Origin of the sequence: Streptomyces canarius (genome assembly GCF_014650735.1) — a bacterium.
Taxonomy (GTDB): domain Bacteria; phylum Actinomycetota; class Actinomycetes; order Streptomycetales; family Streptomycetaceae; genus Streptomyces; species Streptomyces olivaceoviridis.
The window spans coordinates 129060-147780 of the sequence record NZ_BMVN01000019.1; the positions used below are offsets into that span (position 1 = coordinate 129060).

Sequence of the window (18721 nt, forward strand, 5' to 3'; positions counted from 1 at the left end):
CGTGGGAGTGGTCACCGCCGGCACCGATCGGATGCCGGACCTGGCGCGGGCCGGCAGCCGAATGGAGCCCCACGCCACTCTCCCGCGGGCTCGGCTGATCCAGCTGGCTGCCGATGTCCCCCGCTTGGCCACCGCAAGAGGCTCACCCCGCCCTGCTCGGCCCGTGATTCCCCGTCCCGGCGGGAGCCCGCGCCCCGCCGGGACGGCAGCTGGGTCCCGAGGCTCAGCCCGGTCCCTGGCTTGGACCGCCCGAGCAGTCCGGTGAGCAGGTCGGGCTTGGCCAGCCACCATCCAGCCAGCACGTCACCGCGTGGGAGAACACCGAGGCGGCCTTTGCCGCCTTGTGCGGAGTCAGTCCCGTCGACCACTCCTCGGGCCGTCGGAGCTCGCCTCGGCTGAACCATGGCGACGACCGGCAGGCGAAGGCTCGGCCTCGCCGTCGCCATACGCCCCGAGCACGGCTCCTCCGTCTGAAGGGGCGGCTGCGCCGCGACCGGCGTGCCCCCGCACGCCGGCCGTACCCGGCCCTCGTACGATGTTCCCGATGACCGGCACCCGAGCACGCGCCCCGCGACCGCCGCAGCGGCGGCACCGCGGGCTGCTCGTGCTCGCCCTGCTGGCCGGACTGCTCGGGATGCACGCGCTGGCGCCCGGCGGGGGCATGGCTCACGCCGGACACTCCGGGCCCGTCCGGGCCGCGCACGGCGCGGTCGCCGTCAGCGCGCCGGACGACTGCCCGGACGCCGCCGGTGACTGCGGCGGCCACCGGCTGCACCACGCCGACCCGAGCTGTGCCTCGGGCGCGCTGGACGGCGGCCCCCAGCTGCCCGTGCCGGCCCCCGGCCCGGCGGCCGTCGTCGCACCGGCCGCCTGCCCGCGCCCCGGTCCGGCCACCGCGCCGGACGGTGCCCGTGCCCCGCCCGATCTGGCGGAACTCCAACTCCTGCGGATCTAGAGCCGCCCCCGGCCGCCGCCCTGCCACGGCGCAGGTGCCGCGGTCGTGTGCACGCGTGCCCGTAATCCCTCCAGACAGCAGGAGTTCCCCGCATGACCATCCGTACCCTGACGCGCCGTGCCGCCCTCGCCGCGGTCGCCGTGACCGGAGCCCTCGTCCTGGCCGCCTGCGGCGGCGACAACGACAGCGCCGGCGGCGGCCACACCGGACACGGCTCCTCCGCCACCGCGAGCGCGCCGGCCACTCCGAGCGCGCCGGCCACCGCGCACAACGCCCAGGACGTCTCCTTCGCGCAGGGCATGATCCCGCACCACCAGCAGGCCCTGGAGATGGCGAAGCTCGCCGACGGCCGGGCCTCCTCCGCGCGGGTGAAGGACCTCGCCTCGCGCATCGAGAAGGCACAGGACCCGGAGATCCGCACCATGACCGGCTGGCTGACGTCCTGGGGCGAGCAGGTCCCCATGGCCGGCATGGACCACTCCGCCCACTCCGGGATGTCCGGGATGTCCGGGATGATGAGTGAGGCCGACATGACGGCCCTGGAGAAGGCCACCGGCAAGGACTTCGACACCAAGTTCCTGTCGATGATGGTCGGCCACCACGAGGGCGCCGTCGAGATGGCCACCACCGAGAAGGAGAAGGGCCAGTACGGCCCCGCCAAGACCATGGCGGACGCCATCGTCACCGCGCAGAACGCCGAGATCAAGGAGATGAAGCGGCTCCTCGGCACGGACTGACGGCGCGGCGGGCGGGGACCGGTGCCGTCACCGGCCCCCGCCCGTCCCTCAGGCCAGCACCTTCTCCAGGGCCCCCAGCGCCGACCGCAGCTCCTCCGCCGTGATCGTCAGCGGCGGCGCGAGCCGGATCGTGGACCCGTGGGTGTCCTTGACCAGGATCCCCTCGCGCATCAGGCGCTCGCTGATCTCGCGGCCGGTGCCGAGGGCGGGGTCGACGTCCACGCCGGCCCACAGCCCACGCGCCCGGAAACCGGTCACGCCCTTGCCGGTCAGCTCGGTCAGTCCGTCCCGCAGCACCACGCCCAGCTCGGCCGCCCGGCGCTGGAACTCGCCGGTCTCCAGCAGCTCGACCACGGCCGTGCCGACCGCCGCGGCGAGCGGATTGCCGCCGAACGTCGAACCGTGCTCACCGGGGTGCAGCACCCCCAGCACCTCGCGCCGGCCCACCACCGCCGACACCGGCACGATGCCGCCGCCGAGCGCCTTGCCGAGCAGCAGAACGTCCGGGACGACGTCCTCGTGCTCGACGGCGAGGGTACGGCCCGTCCGGCCGAGGCCCGACTGGATCTCGTCCGCGATGAACAGGCAGCCCGTGCGGCGGGTCAGCTCCCGCACCCCGGTGAGGTAGCCGTCGTCCGGGATGATCACCCCGGCCTCGCCCTGGATCGGCTCGATCAGCACCGCCGCCGTGGTGTCGTCGACCGCCGCCTCCAGCGCGGCCAGGTCGTTGTACGGCACGATCCGGAAACCGGGCGTGAACGGGCCGAAGCCGGACCGGGCCGTCTCGTCCGTGGAGAAGCTGACGATGGTCGTCGTACGGCCGTGGAAGTTCTCCGCCGCGACCACGATCGTCGCCTGTCCGGCCGGGACGCCCTTCACGTCGTACGCCCACTTGCGGGCCACCTTGATGCCGCTCTCCACCGCCTCCGCGCCGGTGTTCATCGGCAGCACCATGTCCAGGCCGGTCAGCTCCGCGAGCCGCTCGGCGAAGGAGGCCAGCCGGTCGTTGTGGAACGCGCGGGAGGTGAGGGTGAGCCGGTCGAGCTGGCGGTGTGCGGCCTCGACGAGCGCCGGGTGCCGGTGGCCGAAGTTGAGGGCCGAGTAGCCGGCCAGCATGTCGAGGTAGCGGTTGCCCTCGACGTCCTCCACCCAGGTGCCCTCGGCGCGGGCCACCACCACGGGCAGCGGGTGGTAGTTGTGCGCGAGAACCGGCTCCTCCGCGCGGATCAGGTCGTCGGACGTGCGGGTGCGCGCGGGTGCGGTCATCAGCGGATCTCCTGGGTGCAGCACTTGATGCCGCCGCCGGCCTTGTGGAACTCGGAGAGGTCGACGGGGACGGGGACATAGCCGTGGCCGGTCAGGCGTTCGGCGAGCGCTTCCGCCTGGGGCGCGATGAAGACGTTCCGGCCGTCGGAGACGGAGTTCAGGCCGAACGCCATCGCGTCCTCGCGGGTGGCGAGCACCGCGTTCGGGTACAGGCGTTTGAGGACCTCCCGGCTGCCCGCCGAGAAGGCCTCCGGGTAGTAGCAGATGTTGTCGTCGTCGAGGACGAACAGCGCCGTGTCCAGGTGGTAGAAGTACGGGTCGACCAGGGTCAGGCCGATCACCGGGTGGCCGAGGAACTCCTGCGCCTCCCGGTGCGCCTCACGCGTCGTGCGGAACCCGGTGCCGGCGAGCACGTACCGGCCCGTCCACACCAGGTCGCCCTCGCCCTCGGTCACCGACTCGGGCCGGTGGACGTCGTAGCCGGCGGCCTTGAACCAGGTGTCGTAGTGCACCGACTCGGGGCGCCGCTCCGGGGCGTGGAACAGGGAGCCGAAGACCCGGCCGCCGACGACGAACGCCGCGTTGGCGGCGAACACCATGTCCGGCAGGCCGGGGACCGGCTCGACGGAGTCCACGGCGTGGCCGTGGGTCCGGTAGGCGCGGATCAGCTGCTGCCACTGCTCCTGGGCCAGGTCCACGTCGACGGGCTTGTCGGGATGCATCCAGGGATTGATCGCGTACTGGACGGCGAAGTGTCTGGGTTCACAGACCAGAAACCGCCGGGAACGCGGCACACGACTGTCGGTCACAGAGGGTTCCCTCCGCTTTCCTGTGTGTCACTGAGGGGTGACACCACGGTAGGAAGGGAGGAAGACGGGCGACAAGCGAGAAAAGCTGCGCAGACAGGCAGGATCGCTGCGTTGTTGCCGTGTGTCACGCACGACTCCTGCGCGCTGGTCCGGTCACTCGGGGGCCGCGTGGGTGGCGCCCGCCTCCGGGCTTTCCGGGAGCAGATGGGACAGCACCATCACGCTGATCGTCTTCCGGATGAACGGCTCGGCGCGGATCCGCTCCAGCACCTCCTCGAAGTGCTCCACGTCCCGGGCGCGCACGTGCAGCAGCGCGTCGGCGCCACCGGTCACCGTCATGGCCGCCGCGATCTCCGGATGGTTGCGGACGACCTCCGCCAGCCGCCGGGGCGGGGCCGCGCCCTCGCAGTACACCTCGACGTACGCCTCCGTGCGCCAGCCCAGCGCGGACGGCTTGACCGTCGCCGTGAACCCGGTGATCACCCCGGTCTCCCGCAGCCGGTCCACCCGCCGCTTGACCGCGGTGGCGGACAGCCCGATCGCGGCTCCGATCTCGGCGAAGCTGGTCCGCGCGTTCGTCATGAGCGCGGTGGTGATCCGGCGGTCCAGCTCGTCGAACGAGGGCGTCCTGCTGTTCATGCGGGCACTGTAGCCAGCCCCGCCCGCCCCGCGCGGCTCACGACTGGGTGACCACCAGGGCGAGCGTCAGCAGCCCCAGCACCACCCATCCGAACCACAGCCAGCCGTTGCCGCCGAGCGCGACCGTGTAGGCGGTCACGACGATCAGCCCGCCGACCGTGAGCGCCCCCATCGTCTTGGTGGAACCGTTCGTGGAACCGGGCATCGCGACACCCTCCTCATGGTCCGTACACGACCATGGTGCCCCGGTTCGGGCCCGGAGGGGATAGCCGCGGCCGGCCCCGGGGCCCGGCGGGCTAACCCTCGCGCGCGCTCAGCGAGGCCAGGTAGGCGTTGTACGCCTCCAGCTCCTTGTCGCCGTCCCGGTCGGCGGCCCGGTCCTTGCGCTTGGCCTGCCGCTGTTCGGAGCGGTACCACTGGAACAGCAGCGCGATCAGGACCAGCACCGACGGGATCTCGCTGAACGCCCAGGCGATGCCGCCCGCGGCGCTCTGGTCGGACAGCGCGTCGATGCCCAGGGAGGCGGGCGGGTGCTCGAAGGTCTCCACCATCGGCGTCGACGCCATCATCAGCGCGATACCGAAGAACGCGTGGAACGGCATGCCCGCGAACAGTTCCAGCATCCGCATCAGATGGCCCGGCCGGTGCGGGCCCGGGTCGACACCGATGATCGGCCAGAAGAACACGACACCGACCGCGAGGAAGTGCACCATCATCGCGACGTGCCCGGTCTTCGAGCCCATCAGGAAGTCGAACAGCGGGGTGAAGTAGAGGGCGTACAGGCTCGCGATGAACAGCGGGATGGTGAACGCCGGGTGGGTGATGATCCGCATGTACCGGCTGTGCAGCAGCATCAGCAGCAGCTCACGCGGACCCTTGCGGCCCCTGCCGGCGGCCGGCAGCGCGCGCAGCGCCAGGGTGACCGGGGCGCCGAGCAGGATCAGGATCGGCGACAGCATGCTGATCACCATGTGCTGCACCATGTGCACGCTGAACATGACCATGCCGTAGTCGTTCAGCCTGGTGCACATCACCAGGGCGATGGTGAGCACGCCGACGACGTACGAGACGGTACGGCTGACCGGCCAGGCGTCCCCGCGCCGCCGCAGCCGTACGACACCCCAGCCGTAGAGAGCCAGACCGGCGAGGCAGGCGATGAGGAAGAAGGGGTCCGCCGACCATCCGAGCCCCCGCCCCAGCGTGAACGGCGGCAGATCCATGGTCATGCCGTGCCCGCTGTGATCCATCCTGCGGCTCCTGTTTCGGGGGGTGTGCGAATTCTGTCCCGCCCAAGGGTAGAACTCGTCCCGCCCGCCCCTTCGACCGGGGTCGGGTGCGGCGAGGCCCCTACAGAACGCACTCCGCCTCGTCGTACCGCTCCGCCGGTACGGTCTTCAGCGTCTCCACGGCCTCCGCCAGCGACACCATGACGATGTCGGTCCCGCGCAGCGCCGTCATCATGCCGAACTCACCCCGGTGCACGGCCTCGACCGCGTGCCAGCCGAAGCGGGTCGCCAGCACCCGGTCGTACGGCGTCGGCGTGCCGCCCCGCTGCACATGCCCGAGGATCACCGGCCGGGCCTCCTTGCCGAGCCGCTGCTCCAGCTCGACCGACAGCTGCCGCGCGATGCCCGCGAAGCGCTCGTGGCCGTAGACGTCCTTGCCGCCCTCGTCGAACTCCATGGAGCCGGGCCGCGGCTTGGCCCCCTCGGCGGCGACCACTATGGCGAACCGCTTGCCCGCCTCGAACCGCTCGCCGACCTTCTTCGTCAACTCGTCGATGTCGAAGGGCCGCTCGGGCACGACCACGGCGTGGGCGCCGGCCGCCATGCCGGAGTGCAGCGCGATCCAGCCGGTGTGCCGGCCCATGACCTCCACGATCAGGACGCGCTGGTGGGACTCGGCGGTGGTCTTCAGCCGGTCAAGGGCCTCGGTCGCCACGGTCACCGCCGTGTCGAAACCGAAGGTGACATCGGTGACGGCGATGTCGTTGTCGATGGTCTTGGGCACGCCCACGATCGGCAGCCCGCCGTCCGACAGCAGCCGGGCCGCCTTAAGCGTGCCCTCACCGCCGATCGGGATGATCGCGTCCAGGCCGAGTTCCGCGACATGGCCCTTGGCCCGCTCCACACCGTCCCGCAGATGCTCCGGGCGGACCCGGGAGGAACCGAGGATGGTGCCGCCGCGCGCGAGGATGCCGCCCACGGCGTCCAGGTCGAGCTTCAGGTAGTCGCATTCCAGGAGGCCCTTCCAGCCGTCCCGGAAACCGATGACCTCGTCGCCGTGGTCGGCGACGGCACGGTGCACGACGGACCGGATGACGGCGTTCAGGCCGGGGCAGTCGCCGCCGGACGTGAGGACACCAATGCGCATAGCCCGAATACCTTCTCAACGTGGGCCGGGTAACCGGACCACGATGTCCGGCGGATTCCCGGTCACCCTACCGGCGTGAGGGGGTGGCTCCGTAGCGGGCGTCCGCCTGCTGGACGCGCCCGCACATGTGAGCGGACGGACCGTCAGGCGGGCCCGCCACGAGCCTGCCGGACCACACTGGAATCCGGCTGAAGAACCGGTTACGCGGGTTGCTGCGCAGCTGTCACTACGCAGGCTGCTGCGCAGCCTCGATGCGCTCGTTGCGGAGCGCCTCGTACCAGCGGTCGTCGATCGGCGGCAGCGCGTTGACGTCGAGCGCCAGCTTCAGCAGCAGGTCGGCGATCTGCGGGTTGCGGGCGAGGACCGGCCCGTGCATGTACGTACCGAAGACGGTCCCGTTGTACGCGCCCTCCGTGCCGTCCCCGGTGCCGTTGCCCTTGCCGATCTGCACCCGGGCGAGGGGGCGGGCCGTGGGGCCCAGGTGGGTGACGCCCTGGTGGTTCTCGAAGCCGGTCAGCTGGGGGAGACCGAGCTGCGGGTCGATGTCGGCCAGCACGTCACCGACGCACCGCTCGCCCTCGCCGCGCACCGAGACCACGTCGAGCAGGCCGAGGCCCGGCTCGCGCTGACCGAGGTCGTTGATGAACTCGTGGCCGAGGATCTGGTAGCCGGCGCAGACCGAGAAGACGATCGCGCCGTTCTCCACCGCCCGGTGCAGATGCCCGTCCCGGCGCAGCCGCTCGGCCGCGAGCCGCTGCGGACGGTCCTCGCCGCCGCCGATGAGGTAGATGTCACCGGAGGTCGGGATCGGCTGGTCGCTGCGCACGTCGAGGCGGGCCACGTCCAGGCCGCGCTGCCGGGCCCGGCGCTCCACGACGAGCGCGTTGCCCTGGTCGCCGTAGGTGCTCAGCAGGTCCGGGTAGATCCACACCAGCCGCAGTTGGTTGTCGCTCATGAGGTGATCGCCCTTCGAGGATCAGAAGATCAGTTGCCGACGCGGCGGCGCAGGTCCTGGAACGCGGTGTAGTTCGCGATGACCTCGATCCGGCCCGGCGGGCACATCTGCACGGCCTGGTCGAGGTTGTCGCAGACCTGGAAGTGCTGGTTGGCGACCTCCAGACGGACGGCGAGGTCCAGCTTCCGGTCACCGATGACGAAGATCGGGTGGCCGGTCAGCCGGGTGTAGTCGACGTCCCACAGCCAGGAGGTGTCGGTGCCGTCGGCCCCGCGCGCGTTCACGGACAGGATCACCGGCGCGGGCGGCGGGTCGATCAGGGAGAACGTCTCCAGCCAGCCGGCCGGGTTCTTCGCCAGCAGCAGCCTGAGATCGCGGTTCTGGAACTGGACGACGTCGTACCGGCCGGCCACCGCCTGCACCTGGTACATCCGCTCCAGGGCGACCTGCGGCGGCACCCCGAAGACGGCGGCGACGGCCGCGGAGGAGGCCGCGTTCGCCTTGTTGGCACGGCCCGGCAGCTGGAGGTGGATCGGCCAGGCGGAGCCGTGCGGGTCCAGCACGTGGTCCCCGGACAGCGCCCAGGTCGGCGTCGGCCGCCGGAACCCGCACTCACCGCAGAACCAGTCGTCACCCGGGCGCTGCATCACGCCACCGCACGACGGGCAGGACCAGGCGTCGTCCTTCCACATCTGCCCGGCCGCGACCCAGATCACATTCGGGGACGACGACGCGGCCCACACCACCAGCGGGTCGTCGCAGTTGGCGACGATCACGGCCTTGGAGCCGGCCAGACCCTCCCGCCAGTTCTCGGCGAGCATCCGGGTCTCGGCGGCACGGTCGAGCTGGTCACGGGAGAGGTTCAGCAGGGCGATGCACTTCGGGCTGGTGTCCCGGGCCACACCGGCCAGGTACTTCTCGTCGACCTCGATGACACCGAACTTGGCGTCCGAGCCGCCCGCCAGCGCGGAGGTGATGCCGGCCGGCATGTTGGCGCCGAGCGCGTTCGACACGACCGGGCCCGCGGCCCGCAGCGCCTCGGCGATGAGCCGGGTGGTCGTGGTCTTGCCGTTGGTCGCCGACACCAGGACGACGTCCAGGTTCTGGGCGAGCCGGGCGAGCAGGTCGGGGTCGAGCTTCAGTGCGACCCGGCCGCCGATCACCGATCCACTGCCGCGCCCCGCGGCCCGCGATGCCGCAGCGACCGCCTTGCCCGCGGTCACGGCCAGCTTGGCCCGCGGCGTGAGCGGGTCCGAGTTGCCTGCCATCAGTTCTCGATCCTCCTTGCGTACGCGCCGCGCCTGGGGCCATCCGGCAACGTGGTGTGAACCTCAGCCTATCGAGATCCATTCCCACACCCGAATCCCGGCCCAGGGCTTGAGCGGCGGGCATGAGCGATACGAACCGTACCCTTGCCGCCATGCGACACGGTTCCATTCCGGGCGCCCACGGGCGCGTCCGGCCCCTCACCCTGCTCGGCGACGCGGTACTGCGCGAGCCCTGCCGGGACGTCACCGACTTCGGCCCCGACCTCGCCGCCCTCGTGGAGGACTTGTTCGCCACGATGTACGCGGCGCAGGGGGTGGGCCTGGCCGCGAATCAGATCGGGGTCGGTCTGCGGGTGTTCGTGTACGACTGTCCGGATGACGAGGACGTGCGTCACCTGGGGCATGTGGTGAACCCCCGCCTGGTGGAGGCGGACGGTGTGGTGATCCGGGGTCCCGAGGGCTGCCTGTCCCTGCCGGGCCTGGAGGCGGGAACCGAGCGCTACGACCACGCGGTGGTCGAGGGCTTCACGCTGGCCGGCGACCCGGTCACCCTGCACGGCACCGGCTTCTTTGCCAGATGCTTGCAACACGAGTGCGACCACCTTCAGGGCCGCGTGTACGCGGACCGCCTCACCGGGTGGCGGAAGCGGAGGCTGCTGAGGCAGGTCTCCAGAGCCTCCTGGCACCGGGTGGGCGCCCAGAGCTGAGGGGTGCGGAAGCCGTTCAGAACCCCGGGCCCCCCACCCGGTCCCCGGCCGCGGCCAGGCGACCCCACAGCAGATCGGCGAGTGACCGCACCAACTCGGCGCGGGAACAGGGACGTTCCCCCAGCCACCAGTCCCCGGCGGCGTGCATCATCCCGACGATCCCGTGCCCCCACACCCGCGCCAGCCGCTGGCTCTCCGGTCCGAGGTCCACCCGCTCCTCGATGACCTGGGCCAGCTCCTCGCCCATTTGCCGCAGCAGCGGAGCCGAGTGCTTGCCGACGTCGAAGCCCTGGTCGCCGCCCGTGCTGCCCTCCGCGGGATGCATGAGGAACCGATACACCTGGGGCCGGGCCTCGATCGCGGCGAGATAGGTGTCCAGCGTGGACTCGACCCGCTCGCGCCGGTCGACCGGTGCGTCCAGCGCCGCCCGCAGCGATGCCAGCAACGCGTCGGTGTGCCGCTTGGCCAAGGCCGCGTAAAGACCGCCCTTGTCGCCGAAGTGCCGGTAGAGGATCGGCTTCGTGATACCCGCTTCCGCCGCGATCGCGTTCATCGACGCCTGCGGGCCGTCGCGCAGCACCACCCGGTCGGCGGCCTCCAGCAGCTCGCGCCGTCGGCGGTCGGCGGACCGCTGCTGATCGGTCCGCTGCGTGGTGTCCATGTGCTCTCCCCACCCGTGCTGATTCGGTGACGCCTGCGCAAACTAACACTGACCGGGCCCCCGGCATCGAACGGGCAGCCGAGGCGTCATCGGCGGTTGACTTCTCCTACCGATCAGTAACAGACTCGTGTTACCGTAAGTAACATCGCACCACCGCCGCTGGAGGGGACATGGCCGAGTTCACCATGGAGCTGAACGAGGAACAGAAGGAAGTGCGCGACTGGCTCCATGGCTTCGCCGCGGACGTGATCCGCCCCGCGGCGGCGGAGTGGGACGAGCGCGAGGAGACCCCCTGGCCGGTCATCCAGGAGGCCGCGAAGGTCGGCATCTACTCCCTCGACTTCTACGCGCAGCAGTACTTCGACCCCACCGGGCTCGGCATCCCGATGGCCATGGAGGAGCTGTTCTGGGGCGACGCGGGCATCGCCCTCTCCATTGTGGGCACCGGCCTGGCCGCCGTGGGCGTACTCGCCAACGGGACCGAGGAGCAGATCGGCACCTGGATACCCCAGATGTACGGCGACCAGAACGACGTCAAGGTCGCCGCGTTCTGCTCCTCCGAGCCCGATGCCGGCTCCGACGTCGCCTCCATGCGCACGCGTGCCGTGTACGACGAGGCCAAGGACGAGTGGGTGATCAACGGCACGAAGACCTGGGCGACCAACGGCGGCATCGCCAATGTCCACGTCGTCGTCGCCGTCGTCGACCCGGAGCTGGGCTCCAGGGGCCACGCCTCCTTCATCGTCCCGCCGGGCACGCCCGGACTCTCCCAGGGACAGAAGTTCAAGAAGCACGGCATCCGCGCCTCGCACACCGCCGAGGTCGTCCTCGACAACGTCCGGGTGCCCGGGTCCTGCCTGCTCGGCGGCAAGGAGAAGCTGGACGAGCGGCTGGCCCGGGCCCGGGAGAAGGCGAAGAAGGGCGGCGTGGGGGTCCCCCCGGCCGGAGGCTGGGGGAGCGTCAAGAACGCGGCCATGGCCACGTTCGAGGCGTCCCGCCCGGCGGTCGGCGCCATGGCGGTGGGCACCGCCCGGGCCGCGTACGAGGTCGCCCTCGACTACGCGACGACCCGCGAGCAGTTCGGCCGCCCGATCATCGACAACCAGGGCGTGGCCTTCCAGCTGGCGGACATGCGCACCCAGATCGACGCCGCCCGCCTGCTGGTGTGGCGTGCCTCCTGGATGGCGGTCAACGGCAAGCCGTTCACCGCCGCCGAGGGATCCATGTCGAAGCTGTTCGCCAGCGAGACCGCCAAGAAGGTGACGGCCCAGGCGATCCAGATCCTCGGCGGCAACGGGTACACCCGTGAGTACCCGGTCGAGCGGATGCACCGGGACGCGGCCATCTACACCATCTTCGAGGGCACGAGCGAGATCCAGCGGCTGGTCATCGCGCGGACCCTGTCGGGGATGCCCATCCGCTAGCGCTCACCGGTGCCTGAGCGGTGTGAGCTGCTCGATGTCGTACTTGGCCCGCAGCGCCTCGATGGCCTCCTGGTCCGGCGGACCGCCGTTGCCGAGGATGTCCAGCAGCTCCTCGAAGTACCGCTCGTGGTCCGGCGGGGGAGCGGCCTGGAAGAACATCTTCGCCGGTGTCTCCGTCGGATTCGCGAACGCGTGCGGGCAGCCGGGCGGTACGACGATGACCGTGCCCGGTGTCGCCCGGACCACCCGGCTGCCCGAGGACGACTCCCACGTGCGCCAGTTGTCGGGGGTGCGCACGCGCGGCTCGAAGGCGAGCACGTCCAGTTCGCCTTCGAGGATGTAGAACAACTCCTCGCTGCGCGTGTGCACATGGGCGCCCACGTCGAAGCCGGGCGGGACCTCCACCTCGAAGGTGGAGGCCATGCGCGAGTGCAGGCCGGTGACCTTGAAGGTCACCCGCTGGGCCGGTGTCTCGACCACCCGGCCGTGGCCCGGTGGCACGTACAGTCCCTCGGTCTCTGTCATGGGAACCTCACCAGGTCACCGGCAGGCACTCGGGCCCCCGGATCAAGGCGCCCTTCCTGAAGGGGACCTGATCCGGCGGTACGGCCAGTCTGAGGCCCGGTACCCGGTCCAGCAGGGCGTTCATCAGCAGTTCCTCCTCCAGCCGGGCCAGCATGCCGCCCGGGCAGTAGTGCGGGCCGAAACCGAACGCCACATGCGGGTTCGGACGGCGGGAGAAGTCGACGGTGTCCGGCGCGGGGAAGACGTCCGGGTCCCGGTTGGCGGCCAGGTAGGAGACGTACACCGGATCGCCCGCGCGGATGCGGACGCCCGCGATCTCCACGTCCTCCAGGGCGATCCGGGACAGACCGACCGCGTTGCGGTGCGGGATGTAGCGCAGGAGTTCGTCGATCGCCCGGGGGCGGATCGCCGGTTCCGCGCGCAGCCGCGCCGCCAGACCGGGACGGGTCAGCAGCAGGTAGAACATCTGCCCGCTGTTGGCGGTGACCGCCTCGCCGCCGATCTGGAGGAGCACGGCGAGGCCCACGGCCTGCTCAAGGGTGATCTCGCGGCGGCCCACGGCGGCACCGAGCAGCGAGGTGACGTCCTCGCCCGCGCTGTTCTCGCGCAGTCCGATCAGGTCGGCGAAGTAGGAGCTCATCTCCCGCTTGGCCCGCTCGCTGACCTCCTTGCCGTGCGCGGCGGACAGGATCAGCTGCGTCCAGGTGTGCATCCCGTGCCGGTCGCCGGCCGGCACGCCCATCAGCTCGCAGATCACCGCGATCGGGAAGGGGCCGAGGACCGTCGCCGTGAGATCGGCGGGCGGGCCGGCCCCGAGCAGGTCGTCGACCATCTCGTCCAGCATGCCGCGCGCCCGGTCGCGGACCCGTTCCACGCCCTTGGCCGTGAAGGCGGTGGCGACCGAGCGGCGCAGCAGGGTGTGGTCGGGCGGGTCGAGGAAGCCGACCGCGCCCCGGTCGGGGATGAAGTGCGGGGCGAGCCGGGTGACCGGCCTGTCGACGACCGCCTCCCGGCCGAAGCGGGGGTCGTTGGTCACCATGCGCACGTCGTCGTACCGGGTGACCAGCCAGGCCCAGCCCTCGCCGTTGGGCAGCTGGACGCGGGTGACCGGGCCCTCGTCCATCAGCTCGGCCAGCACCGGGTCGAAGTCCGTGCCCGTGAGGTCGAGCGCCGGCCAGTGCCGGATCGGGGGCATGGCCTCGACGCCGGTGCGCGTCGCCTCCTCGATCACCGGGCGTCGCCGTCCGCCGTGACCCAGCGGCCCACCGACATCTCGGCGGTGATGCCGGGACCGAAGCCGGCGAGCAGTCCGCGCGCCCGGTCGTGGGAGCCGCCCTCGTCGAACAGCCGGCGCAGCGCGTCCAGGACGACGGCGCTGGCGATGTTGCCGTACTCGGTGAGCGTGGACCGGCTGAACCGGAAGGCGTGGGGGTCGACCTCCAGGAATTTGCTGAGGTCGTCGAGTATTCGGGGACCGCCCGCGTGGATGATGTAGAAGTCCAGGTCGGAAGCGTCCCAGCCGTGGTCGCCGGCCAGGTCCTTGAGCGCCGGGGCGAGCGGCTCCATGGTCGCGGGCACCCGCTTGTCCAGCAGGAAGTGGAAGCCGGTGGCCCGGACGTCGTAGGCGATCCAGTCCTCGGTCTTCGGGATCAGGTAGGAGCCGTTGCGCTCCAGACGGACGCCCGTGCCGCCCTGCCCGCGCACCACGGCTGCGGCGATGCCGTCGCCGAACAGACCGTTGGAGAGCAGCGAGCCGACGCCGAGGTCGGTGGGCTGGTAGCACAGCGAGCAGAACTCACAGGCCACGATGAGCGCGTTGCCGTTCGGGTAGGCCGAGCAGAAGTCGTGCGCCCGGTTGATGGCCGCTCCGCCGGCCGCGCAGCCCAGCTGGGCGATGGGGAGCTGACGGGTGGTGCTGTCGAAGTCCATCTCGTTGATCAGCCACGCCGTGAGCGAGGGCATCATGAAACCCGTGCACGACACGTAGATGATCACGTCGATGTCGCTGGTGAGCAGCTCCGCGTCGTCCAGCGCCTGCCGGATCACGGCGGGGACGCGGGCCTTGGCCTCGGCTTCGTAGAGCTTGTTGCGCTCCTCGAAGCCCGGGTGCTTCAAGGTCTCCTCGATGGGCTGCACGATGTGCCGTGTCTTGACGCCGGTGTTCTCGATCAGTCTGAGGGCCAGTGGCAGTTGGGGGTGGTCCGCGTGGCGCGAGCGCGCCAGCTCCAGCGTCTCCTCCATCGTGATCACGTGTTCCGGGACCGACACCGAGGGCTTGCACAAAGTCGCCATGAACCGTCCCTGCTTTCCGCTCTCCGGGGGCCTTCGCCCACCGGCCAGAAGGTGGGTTCACCTCTGTGGGGTGCTACACCCACCGTCACCCGGGAGGACGACGATCTCGCGCTGGGTTACTCCGAATCGGGGACCCGGGGGTCAGGCGCCCAGGGCGATTCATGCCTCCGGACGAGGGAAAACGCGGATACGGCCGTTACGACGGGAGGGCGGTGACCGGGGGCCGCCGGGGCTGCCGGTACTCCCGCGACGGAGCCGCCGCCGTGGCGGCGGGCACGGCTGCGGCGACGGGCACGGTCGCGGCCGTGCCGACAGACGCGGGTGCGGCCGTCAGGGCGCCCCGCTGCTGTGGGCGATGCACGCCACGTCGATACGGTCCGCCAGCTTCGCCAGTTCGATGGTCAGCGCGGCGACCGTGTCCTCGTCCAGCCCCTGCTCCCCGGCCTCGACAAGATGCAGCCACCGCGCGCCCACGGTCCGCAACAACTTACTCACGTCCACCGCGGCCACCTGCAAGGTCCCGCGGTCGTCGACGATCAGAGGCAGGGTCACTTCGCGGTTCACAAACGGGATGGTAGCCGCGCGGCGCTCACGCACCCTGCCAAACCGTGGTGATGTTGCAGAACTCCCGGATTCCGTGCCCGGACAGCTCACGCCCGTACCCCGACCGCTTCACTCCACCGAACGGGAACGCCGGGTGGGAGGCGGTCATCCCGTTGACGAACACGGCGCCGGCCTCCAGGTCGCGCGCGAACCGCTCCACCTCGTTCTCGTCCCGCGTCCACACGTTCGAACTCAGCCCGAACGGAGAGTCGTTGGCGATCAGCACCGCCTCGTCCAGGTCGCCCGCCCGGTACAGCGTGGCCACCGGTCCGAACGCCTCCTCGCGGTGGATGCGCATCTCCCGGGTGATGCCGGTGAGCACGGTCGGCGGGTAGTACCAGCCGGGCCCGTCCGGCCGCTGCCCGCCGCACCGCACCTCGGCCCCGCTCCGCCGGGCGTCGTCGACGAGCTCCTCCAGGTCCTTCCTGCCCTGCTCGCTGGCGAGCGGCCCGATCTCGGTGTCCTCGGCCAGCGGGTCGCCGATCCTGAGGGCCTTCATGCCCGCGACGAACTTCTCGGCGAACGCGTCGTAGACGTCGGTGTGCACGATGAACCGCTTGGCGGCGATGCAGGACTGCCCGTTGTTCTGCACGCGGGCGGTCACCGCGACCTCGGCCGCGCGGTCCAGGTCGGCGGAGGGCATCACGACGTAGGGGTCGCTGCCGCCGAGCTCCAGCACCGTCTTCTTGATCATCTCCCCGGCGCTGGAGGCGACCGCCCGGCCGGCCGGCTCGCTGCCGGTCAGGGTGGCCGCCTTCACGCGCTCGTCACGCAGGACGTCGTCCACCGCGGCCGAGCCGATCAGCAGCGTCTGGAAGCAGCCCTCGGGGAAGCCCGCCCGGTGGAACAGGTCCTCCAGGTACAGAGCCGTCTGCGGGACGTTGGAGGCGTGCTTGAGCAGGCCCACGTTGCCCGCCATGAGCGCGGGTGCCGCGAAGCGGACGACCTGCCACAGGGGGAAGTTCCAGGGCATCACCGCGAGCACCGGGCCGAGCGGCCGGTAGCGGACCCGGACCCGGGAGGCGCCGGAGTCCGTCACGTCCGACTCGGCCGGTTCCTCGTCGGCCAGCAGCCCCTCGGCGCGTTCCGCGTACCAGCGCATCGCCTTGGCGCACTTCGCGGCCTCCGCGCGGGCCTGCCTGACCGGCTTGCCCATCTCGGTGGTCATGATCCGGCCGATCTCCCGCTGGTCCTCGTCCAGCAGGTCGGCGGCCTTGTTCAGCAGTCGGGCGCGGTCGGCGAAGGAGGTCGTCCGGTACGTGCGGAAGGTGGCCTCGGCGAGTTCGAGCCGGCGCTCCAGCTCGTCCTCGTCCATGGGTTCGTACGTCTTGAGCGTCTCGCCGTTCGCCGGGTTCACCGTCGCGATGGGCATGGCTGACCTCCCTGGGAGCGGGCTTGTCTCGACCTTCGCGCGCGGCCCCGCACGTCGCAACGCGACAGGCCCTCGGGCGCGGTTTCCTCCGGTCGCCGCAGGGGCTCCTGCTAGCCCGAGTGCTCCGCCAGCCGGTCGAGAAACGCGGCCTGCGCCGTGACGATCACCTCACGGGCCCGGTCCACACCGAACCACGCCACCCGGTCCAGCTCCGGGAACTCCTGCGTCCGCCCCGACCGCGGCGGCCACTCCATCGTGAAGGTCCCCGGGGTGATCGCCCGCGGGTCGAGGTCCGCCGCCACCGCCCACGCCGTGACGATCTTGCCGTTGCGCTGCACGACCTCGCCCAGCGGTACGGCCTCCCCGTCGGGCGGCGCCACCCCCAGTTCCTCCCGGAACTCCCGCCGGGCCGCCTCCCAGGCCGGCTCCGCCGGGTCGTACTCGCCCTTCGGCACGGTCCAGGCGCCCGCGTCCTTCTTCGCCCAGAGCGGCCCGCCCATATGGCCGAGCAATACCTCCAGCCCTTGGTCGGTGTGCCGGAACAACAGCAGTCCCGCGCTGCGCTTCGTCGTCCGTACCGTCACGGCGAGACCTCCGGGTGGGCTGCCAACAGGGCCTCCACGGTATCGGCCTCCTCGGGACGCTTGTCCTCGCGGTAGCGGACCACGCGGGCGAAGCGGAGGGTGACACCCGCCGGGTAGCGGGTGGAGCGCTGGAGACCGTCGTAGGCGATCTCCACCACGAGTTCGGGGCGGACCCGGACCACCCAGCCGTCGTCCTCGACCGCCAGTTCCTTCAGCCGTTCGGTCTGCCAGGCGAGCATCGCGTCGGTCATGCCCTTGAAGGTCTTGCCGAGCATGGCGAAGCCGCCGTCCGGGGTGCGGGCGCCGAGGTGGAGGTTGGAGAGCCTGCCGGTGCGCCGGCCATGACCCCACTCGGCGGCCAGCACCACCAGGTCGAGGGTGTGCACGGGCTTGACCTTCAGCCAGGCGGCGCCGCGCCGGCCCGCGCTGTAGGGCGCGTCGAGCGCCTTGACCACCACGCCCTCGTGGCCACGGGCCAGGGTGTCGGCGAGGAACCGTTCCGCCTCCGGGACGTCCCGGGGGCCCGAGGCCACCGTGCGCCGGACCCGCATCGGCTCCGGCACCAGCCGGGCCAGCTCCGCGTGCCGCTCGGCGAAGGGCAGGTCGAGCAGGTCACGGCCGTCGACCGAGAGGGCGTCGAAGAAGACGGGGGAGACCGGGGTCTCCTCGGCTGCCCTCGCCACGTCCGTGCGCGAGCCGACCCGGCCCGCCGTCTCCTGGAAGGACCGGGGCCGGCCCGCCGCGTCGAAGGAGATCACCTCGCCGTCCAGGATGAACCGCTTGCCCCTCAACTCCAGTGCTGCGGAGGTCACTTCGGGCAGCCGGCCGGTGATGTCGTCCAGGGTGCGGGTGTGGATCCGGACCGTGTCGCCGTCCCGGTGGACCTGGACCCGGATGCCGTCCAGCTTCTCCTCCACCGCGCACGCGCCCAGCTTCTCGACCGCCTCCGCGACCGAGGACGCGCTGTGCGCCAGCATCGGCAGCACCGGCCGGCCGACCGTGAGCCGGAAGCGGTCGAGCGATCCGGGTCCCTCGCCGAGCAGGGCCCGCGCCACCGTCTGCAACGACCCCGCCAGCATCACGGCCCGCCGCACGTCCGCCGGATCCGCGCCGGTCGCCCGGGCCAGCCCCTCCACCGCGACCGCGTCCAGCGCGCCCTGCCGCACCTCGCCGGTGAGCAGGCCGAGCAGGAAGCGCTGCTCCTCCTCGGTGGCCGCGCCCATCAGCTCCCCGACGATCCGCGTCCGCTCGGCCTGGGAGCCGGGCCCGGACACCTTGCCCAGCCCGGTGAGCCGGGCATCGACCTCCCGCACGGTGAGGGAGGGCTCGGCGGCGGGCGGGACCGGGCGGCCCAGCACCTTCCAGCCGACGCCGAGCCGGCCCTGCGGCAGCCGGCCGGCGAGATACGGGATGACGATCGGCACGTCGTCCGCCTCCGCGTCCCGGAACAACTCCGCGAGCAGCGCGATCTTCCGGGACCGCGCCGCTGTCGCGGCGACCTCCCGGGACACCTGGGCCAACCGGGTCAGCAGCATGCAGTCATCGTGCCTC

General features: G+C 71.5%; 21 protein-coding genes. 5 read left to right on the forward strand and 16 right to left on the reverse strand.

Annotated features, from left to right (window positions below; translation table 11 throughout):
* Positions 1-209: 209 nt before the first annotated feature.
* The 3 genes from IE294_RS49355 (at position 210) to IE294_RS25780 (ending at position 1692) form a co-directional block, all read left to right on the forward strand.
* Entirely contained in the window at positions 210-548 is a 339-nt protein-coding gene (locus tag IE294_RS49355; protein ID WP_306433467.1) for a transposase, read from the forward strand.
* Positions 545-955 (forward strand): DUF6153 family protein, encoded by a 411-nt coding sequence (locus IE294_RS25775; RefSeq protein WP_189889946.1) that lies wholly within the window; start codon positions 545-547, stop codon positions 953-955. The genes IE294_RS49355 and IE294_RS25775 overlap by 4 nt, the downstream gene beginning before the upstream one ends.
* Before the next feature lie 92 nt (positions 956-1047).
* Positions 1048-1692, forward strand: coding sequence for a DUF305 domain-containing protein (locus IE294_RS25780; RefSeq protein WP_189889948.1), 645 nt, complete (start codon positions 1048-1050; stop codon positions 1690-1692).
* Between the two features lie 48 nt (positions 1693-1740).
* Here IE294_RS25780 and rocD read toward each other — a convergent pair whose 3' ends face one another.
* The 8 genes from rocD to IE294_RS25820 form a co-directional block, all read right to left on the reverse strand.
* Positions 1741-2958 carry an ornithine--oxo-acid transaminase gene (rocD, locus tag IE294_RS25785; protein ID WP_189889950.1) on the reverse strand — a complete coding sequence of 406 codons (1218 nt, stop codon included), beginning with the start codon at positions 2956-2958 and terminating at the stop codon, positions 1741-1743.
* On the reverse strand, positions 2958-3767 hold the full coding sequence (gene ddaH, locus IE294_RS25790; protein ID WP_189889951.1) for a dimethylargininase: 810 nt from the start codon (positions 3765-3767) through the stop codon (positions 2958-2960). Before ddaH ends, rocD begins: the two co-directional genes overlap by 1 nt.
* 153 nt (positions 3768-3920) lie before the next feature.
* Positions 3921-4406 (reverse strand): Lrp/AsnC family transcriptional regulator, encoded by a 486-nt coding sequence (locus tag IE294_RS25795; RefSeq protein ID WP_189889953.1) that lies wholly within the window; start codon positions 4404-4406, stop codon positions 3921-3923.
* 37 nt (positions 4407-4443) lie between these two features.
* Positions 4444-4611 (reverse strand): hypothetical protein, encoded by a 168-nt coding sequence (locus tag IE294_RS25800; RefSeq protein ID WP_189889955.1) that lies wholly within the window; start codon positions 4609-4611, stop codon positions 4444-4446.
* 91 nt (positions 4612-4702) lie between these two features.
* Positions 4703-5653: a cytochrome c oxidase assembly protein gene (locus IE294_RS25805; RefSeq protein ID WP_189889956.1), complete on the reverse strand. Its 951-nt coding sequence runs from the start codon at positions 5651-5653 to the stop codon at positions 4703-4705.
* A gap of 100 nt (positions 5654-5753) precedes the next feature.
* Positions 5754-6779: a 6-phosphofructokinase gene (locus IE294_RS25810; RefSeq protein ID WP_189889958.1), complete on the reverse strand. Its 1026-nt coding sequence runs from the start codon at positions 6777-6779 to the stop codon at positions 5754-5756.
* A gap of 226 nt (positions 6780-7005) precedes the next feature.
* Complete coding sequence (locus IE294_RS25815) at positions 7006-7734, reverse strand: type 1 glutamine amidotransferase (RefSeq protein ID WP_014671266.1); 729 nt, start codon at positions 7732-7734, stop codon at positions 7006-7008.
* 29 nt (positions 7735-7763) lie between these two features.
* On the reverse strand, positions 7764-9002 hold the full coding sequence (locus IE294_RS25820) for a MurT ligase domain-containing protein (RefSeq protein ID WP_030655212.1): 1239 nt from the start codon (positions 9000-9002) through the stop codon (positions 7764-7766).
* 152 nt (positions 9003-9154) lie between these two features.
* Here IE294_RS25820 and def point away from each other — a divergent pair, with 152 nt between their 5' ends.
* On the forward strand, positions 9155-9709 hold the full coding sequence (def, locus tag IE294_RS25825; RefSeq protein WP_189889960.1) for a peptide deformylase: 555 nt from the start codon (positions 9155-9157) through the stop codon (positions 9707-9709).
* A 16-nt stretch (positions 9710-9725) separates the two neighbouring features.
* Here def and IE294_RS25830 read toward each other — a convergent pair whose 3' ends face one another.
* The gene (locus IE294_RS25830) at positions 9726-10370 is read right to left on the reverse strand and encodes a TetR/AcrR family transcriptional regulator (RefSeq protein ID WP_189889962.1); all 645 of its coding nucleotides are present in this window, start codon (positions 10368-10370) and stop codon (positions 9726-9728) included.
* 170 nt (positions 10371-10540) lie between these two features.
* Here IE294_RS25830 and IE294_RS25835 point away from each other — a divergent pair, with 170 nt between their 5' ends.
* The gene (locus IE294_RS25835; protein WP_189889964.1) at positions 10541-11794 is read left to right on the forward strand and encodes an acyl-CoA dehydrogenase family protein; all 1254 of its coding nucleotides are present in this window, start codon (positions 10541-10543) and stop codon (positions 11792-11794) included.
* Between the two features lie 3 nt (positions 11795-11797).
* Here the strand turns inward: IE294_RS25835 and IE294_RS25840 are convergent, their stop codons facing one another.
* From IE294_RS25840 to IE294_RS25870, 7 genes are all read right to left on the reverse strand, one after another.
* Positions 11798-12319: a cupin domain-containing protein gene (locus tag IE294_RS25840; protein WP_189889966.1), complete on the reverse strand. Its 522-nt coding sequence runs from the start codon at positions 12317-12319 to the stop codon at positions 11798-11800.
* 7 nt (positions 12320-12326) lie between these two features.
* Entirely contained in the window at positions 12327-13514 is a 1188-nt protein-coding gene (locus tag IE294_RS25845; protein ID WP_189890014.1) for a cytochrome P450, read from the reverse strand.
* Between the two features lie 32 nt (positions 13515-13546).
* Entirely contained in the window at positions 13547-14611 is a 1065-nt protein-coding gene (locus IE294_RS25850; protein ID WP_189889968.1) for a type III polyketide synthase, read from the reverse strand.
* Positions 14612-14941: 330 nt separating this feature from the next.
* Positions 14942-15175, reverse strand: a complete 234-nt coding sequence (locus IE294_RS25855; RefSeq protein ID WP_030655224.1) for a DUF6213 family protein — start codon at positions 15173-15175, stop codon at positions 14942-14944.
* A 25-nt stretch (positions 15176-15200) separates the two neighbouring features.
* A complete protein-coding gene (locus IE294_RS25860; protein ID WP_189889970.1) occupies positions 15201-16586 on the reverse strand; it encodes an NADP-dependent succinic semialdehyde dehydrogenase in 1386 nt (461 codons plus the stop codon).
* A 110-nt stretch (positions 16587-16696) separates the two neighbouring features.
* A complete protein-coding gene (locus tag IE294_RS25865) occupies positions 16697-17170 on the reverse strand; it encodes an NUDIX hydrolase (RefSeq protein WP_189889972.1) in 474 nt (157 codons plus the stop codon).
* Entirely contained in the window at positions 17167-18705 is a 1539-nt protein-coding gene (locus tag IE294_RS25870; protein WP_189889974.1) for an ATP-dependent DNA ligase, read from the reverse strand. Before IE294_RS25870 ends, IE294_RS25865 begins: the two co-directional genes overlap by 4 nt.
* Between the last annotated feature and the right edge of the window lie 16 nt (positions 18706-18721).

Bases quoted from the DNA above. Each gene is read 5' to 3' on its own strand.
- IE294_RS25775 (WP_189889946.1), top strand. From the start codon at position 545: ATGACCGGCACCCGAGCACGCGCCCCGCGACCGCCGCAGCGGCGGCAC.
- IE294_RS25860 (WP_189889970.1), bottom strand. From the start codon at position 16,586: ATGCCCATCGCGACGGTGAACCCGGCGAACGGCGAGACGCTCAAGACG.
- IE294_RS25835 (WP_189889964.1), top strand. From the start codon at position 10,541: ATGGCCGAGTTCACCATGGAGCTGAACGAGGAACAGAAGGAAGTGCGC.
- IE294_RS25815 (WP_014671266.1), bottom strand. From the start codon at position 7,734: ATGAGCGACAACCAACTGCGGCTGGTGTGGATCTACCCGGACCTGCTG.
- IE294_RS25870 (WP_189889974.1), bottom strand. From the start codon at position 18,705: ATGCTGCTGACCCGGTTGGCCCAGGTGTCCCGGGAGGTCGCCGCGACA.
- IE294_RS25820 (WP_030655212.1), bottom strand. From the start codon at position 9,002: ATGGCAGGCAACTCGGACCCGCTCACGCCGCGGGCCAAGCTGGCCGTG.
- IE294_RS25830 (WP_189889962.1), bottom strand. From the start codon at position 10,370: ATGGACACCACGCAGCGGACCGATCAGCAGCGGTCCGCCGACCGCCGA.
- IE294_RS25850 (WP_189889968.1), bottom strand. From the start codon at position 14,611: ATGGCGACTTTGTGCAAGCCCTCGGTGTCGGTCCCGGAACACGTGATC.
- IE294_RS25800 (WP_189889955.1), bottom strand. From the start codon at position 4,611: ATGCCCGGTTCCACGAACGGTTCCACCAAGACGATGGGGGCGCTCACG.
- IE294_RS25840 (WP_189889966.1), bottom strand. From the start codon at position 12,319: ATGACAGAGACCGAGGGACTGTACGTGCCACCGGGCCACGGCCGGGTG.
- IE294_RS25780 (WP_189889948.1), top strand. From the start codon at position 1,048: ATGACCATCCGTACCCTGACGCGCCGTGCCGCCCTCGCCGCGGTCGCC.
- IE294_RS25805 (WP_189889956.1), bottom strand. From the start codon at position 5,653: ATGGATCACAGCGGGCACGGCATGACCATGGATCTGCCGCCGTTCACG.
- def (WP_189889960.1), top strand. From the start codon at position 9,155: ATGCGACACGGTTCCATTCCGGGCGCCCACGGGCGCGTCCGGCCCCTC.
- rocD (WP_189889950.1), bottom strand. From the start codon at position 2,958: ATGACCGCACCCGCGCGCACCCGCACGTCCGACGACCTGATCCGCGCG.
- IE294_RS25795 (WP_189889953.1), bottom strand. From the start codon at position 4,406: ATGAACAGCAGGACGCCCTCGTTCGACGAGCTGGACCGCCGGATCACC.
- IE294_RS25845 (WP_189890014.1), bottom strand. From the start codon at position 13,514: ATGCCCCCGATCCGGCACTGGCCGGCGCTCGACCTCACGGGCACGGAC.
- IE294_RS25810 (WP_189889958.1), bottom strand. From the start codon at position 6,779: ATGCGCATTGGTGTCCTCACGTCCGGCGGCGACTGCCCCGGCCTGAAC.